The organism is Streptomyces bambusae, assembly GCF_019400985.1.
In the GTDB taxonomy this organism is placed as follows: Bacteria; Actinomycetota; Actinomycetes; order Streptomycetales; family Streptomycetaceae; genus Streptomyces; species Streptomyces bambusae_A.
In genome coordinates, this window is record NZ_WTFF01000488.1 from 1 (window position 1) to 3,770 (window position 3,770).

Below are 3,770 nucleotides of genomic sequence, written 5' to 3' on the forward strand. Positions count from 1 at the left end.
CGGCAGCGGGGGCGTGCCGCGCGGGCGGGGTGCGGGACTCCGCCCCCGTGGCCCGGCACACTGCCGCCATGGGGCTCCTCAGCATCGCCGCCGCTGCCGCCGTCCTCGTGTGGCTCTGGCTCACCCTCGGGCAGGGCATGTTCTGGCGGACCGACGTACGGCTGCCCGCCCGGACCCCGCCCGCGCGCTGGCCCGCCGTGGCCGTCGTCGTGCCCGCCCGGGACGAGGCCGAGGTGCTGCCGTACAGCCTGCCCTCGCTGCTGGCACAGGACTATCCGGGCCCGGCCGAGGTGTACCTCGTCGACGACGGCAGTACCGACGGCACCGGCGAACTGGCCCGGCGGCTGGCGCGCGGGACACCGGGCCTGCCGCTCACCGTGGTGCACCCCGGCGACCCCGAGCCCGGCTGGACGGGCAAGCTGTGGGCGCTGCGCCACGGCATCGCGTGCGCCCGCGCCGCGCGCCCCGGCGGGCTGCGGTACCTGCTGCTGACCGACGCCGACATCGCGCACGAGCCGGACAGCCTGCGCGAGCTCGTGGCCGCCGCCGAGTCCGCGGAGCTGGACCTGGTGTCCCAGATGGCCCGGCTGCGGGTGGTCGGCGTCTGGGAGCGGCTGGTGGTGCCGGCGTTCGTCTACTTCTTCGCCCAGCTCTACCCGTTCCGCTGGATCAACCGGCCGGCCGGGCGGACCGCCGCGGCCGCCGGCGGCTGCGTCCTGCTGCGCACCGACGCCGCGGTGCGGGCCGGCGTGCCCGACGCCATCCGCCAGGCGGTGATCGACGACGTCTCGCTGGCCCGGGCGGTACGGGACTGCGGCGGCCGGATCTGGCTGGGGCTGGCGGAGCGGGTCGACAGCGTCCGCCCGTACCCGGCCCTCGGGGACCTGTGGCGCATGGTCGCGCGCAGCGCCTACGCGCAGCTGCGCCACCGGCCGCTGCTGCTGGCCGGCACGGTCGCCGGGATCGCCCTGGTCTACCTGGTGCCCCCGGTGGCCCTGTTCGCCGGACTGGCCGCCGGCCGTCCCGCGACCGCGTGGGCCGGGGCGGCCGCCTGGCTGCTGATGTCCGGCACGTACGTCCCGATGCTGCGCTACTACCGCCAGCCGCTCGTCCTGGCTCCGCTCCTGCCCGCGACCGCGCTGCTGTACCTCCTCATGACGGTCGACTCGGCCGTCCAGCACTACCGCGGCCGCGGCGCGGCCTGGAAGGGGCGCACCTACGCCCGCCCGAGCGACGCCTGACAGCCCTTCCTGATGCCCTGTCAGAGGGGTTGTTTTCCGAGGTCACAGCGGGGTGACGGCTGCATGACGGTGCGTCAGGGCAGGTGGCGCCACATGAGTACGAGTCATCCCAAGGAGGGGCGGATGTGACGAGTCGGGCACGTGAACGTCTAGTGAAAGGTGAGGTCCTGACCTGCGAATATGCAGGTCAGCAGGGTGTTGACGACTCCTTGCTATGGACCCGGTGAAGTCGTGGGCTTAACTTATGACCCATGACCTCCCCCCGCTCCACTTATGGCGGCGGTTACTACTCCGCGCCCTCCTTCCCGGACACCCCGATCTACGACTCCCTCGTCGCAGAACGGGGCACCCCGCAGATCGCCCCGATCCGCGTGCCGGCCGCCTACGACTCCGCGAGCAGCGGCTATTCGAGCGGCGGTTATCCGAGCGGTGGTTATTCGAGCGGCGGTTACCTGCCGGCCCTGCCCTCCGCCCTGCCCGCCCTGCCGGCGGCGCCCTCGGCGCCCGCACCGCAGCAGGGCGGCCCGGCGTACGGCTACCCGTACCAGCAGCAGGCGCCCCAGCCGGCGCCGCTGCAGCACGCGCCGGCGCCCTACATCCCCCAGCAGCAGCCCCGCCCGGTCGCGGCGGGCACCGGCTACGAGGCGATGCGTCCCGCCGCGCCGCGCCCGATGACGGCGGCGCCGGTGCCGTCCGTGATGACGTCCACCGCGCCGACCGGCATCCCGACCGGCATCCCGGCGTACCAGGACCAGTACGCCCGCCAGTACCCGGGGCGCGGTTACTGACAACTGCCTGTTCACCGCTGGGGGCACCTGACAGGATGCCCTCATGGCGATCATGAACATGTACGTGCAGGCGCTCCATGTCCATCCCGTCAAGTCGGTGGCGGGGACTGCTCCCGACGAGGTGGACGTGGAGCCCTGGGGTCTGTCCGGGGACCGGCGCTGGGCGCTGGCCGGTTCCGACGGGGTGGTCATCACCCAGCGGGAGCAGCCCCGGATGGCGCTGGCCCAGGCCCGGCCGCTGGCGGGCGGCGCGATAGCGCTCAGCGCGCCGGGCATGCCGGACCTCGTGGTGGAGGTGCCCGCTCCGGGACTGCTGGAGCCGGTCACGCTGTTCGGCAAGAAGATCGACACCGTGGTCGCGGACGCGCCCGCGGCCCACGCGTGGTTCAGCGAGTACCTCGGCGTCCCGGTCCGCCTGGTGCACCTGGACGATCCGGCCGTACGACGGCCCGTCAACCCCGAGTACGCGCTGCCGGGCGAGACCGTGAGCCTGGCCGACGCCTATCCGCTGCTGGTGACCACGCTCGCCTCGCTGGATGCGCTCAACACGCTCATCGCGCAGGGGGACCACCCGCAGGAGGGCCCGCTGCCGATGAATCGTTTCCGGCCGAACGTGGTGGTCGCCGGGGCCACGGCCTGGGCCGAGGACCACTGGCACCGCATCGCGATCGGCGACGTCGTCTTCCGCGGGCCCAAGAACTGCGGGCGGTGCGTCATCACCACGACCGACCAGACCACGGCCGAGCGGGGCAAGGAGCCCCTCAGGACGCTCGGGCGGCACCGGCGGTTCGGCAAGTCGCTGGCCTTCGGGCGGGCGCTGATACCCACCGGGACGGGCACGATCCGGGTGGGCGACGAGGTCCGGGTCCTGGACTGATCTGCCTGATCCGCCTGATCCGCCTGACCGGCCTGCCCGACCTGCCGACCTGACCGACTTGCCCGGCCTGCCCGGCTTGCCCGGCTTGCCGACCTGACCGAACAGGGCCGGCCGCCGACCCGGCCGACCGCCGACCCGACGCGGGCCCGCGTCGGCCGGGCCCGCGTCGGGCGGCATCCGCGTCGGCCGGCATGTGCGTCGGCCGGCATCTGCGTCGGGCTGCATCCGCGTCGGACCGGGGCCCTCCCCTCCCCCGCCGGCAACCGGACCGACACGTTCGAGGGGCTCTCCCCACTCGTGGGAACCGGCCGCCCTCGCGGGGCCGTTGAGCCTTTCGGGACGCCCGCCCCACCCGCCCCGGCAAGACCACCGGATCGGGTGAAGCGGCGCCCGAACCTCCCGGAATGCGCGTTTCCGGGGCATGGGGGAGGTCAGGACGCGCAGGGAGACGGAAGGCTAGGGGGTGCCGGACGTGCGGACAGCCGTGGGAGTGTGGCGGTGGCGGTGCAATCCGTTGCGCCGGACGACCGATCTGATCGAGGCCTGGGTGGCGCTGACCGCCCTGGTGTGTCTTCTGGTGATCGCGCCGGCGATCGGCGCACTGGCCGGCCTGCGGGTGGACGCCACCTTGCAGCGGGCCGCGCGCGAGCAGCAGGCCGAGCGACGGCTGGTCCCGGCGGTGGTGGTGCGGCCGGCGGACGGGCCGGCGGCCGGCCCCACCCCGGACACGAAGCGCGAGGGCCCAGGTGACGGCGGCACCGGCAGCGCCGACATGACCGACCTGGTCTCGGCCGACCTCAACTGCGACAACGACGTCGACATGGTGGCGGTGGAGGCGTCCCCGGGCAAGCTGTGGATGTACAG

3 protein-coding genes and 1 pseudogene are annotated in these 3,770 nt (G+C 74.1%); all 4 read left to right on the top strand.

Annotation, left to right across the window (positions count from 1 at the left end; genetic code table 11):
- The first annotated feature begins 68 nt into the window (after positions 1-68).
- Entirely contained in the window at positions 69-1,241 is a 1,173-nt protein-coding gene (locus GPJ59_RS34480) for a glycosyltransferase (RefSeq protein ID WP_219671957.1), read from the top strand.
- A 251-nt stretch (positions 1,242-1,492) separates the two neighbouring features.
- Positions 1,493-2,029, top strand: a complete 537-nt coding sequence (locus GPJ59_RS34485; RefSeq protein WP_219671956.1) for a DUF6643 family protein — start codon at positions 1,493-1,495, stop codon at positions 2,027-2,029.
- 43 nt (positions 2,030-2,072) lie between these two features.
- Positions 2,073-2,906, top strand: coding sequence for an MOSC domain-containing protein (locus GPJ59_RS34490; protein WP_258025358.1), 834 nt, complete (start codon positions 2,073-2,075; stop codon positions 2,904-2,906).
- Positions 2,907-3,420: 514 nt separating this feature from the next.
- A pseudogene (locus GPJ59_RS34495) lies at positions 3,421-3,770 on the top strand (hypothetical protein); the annotation flags it as partial.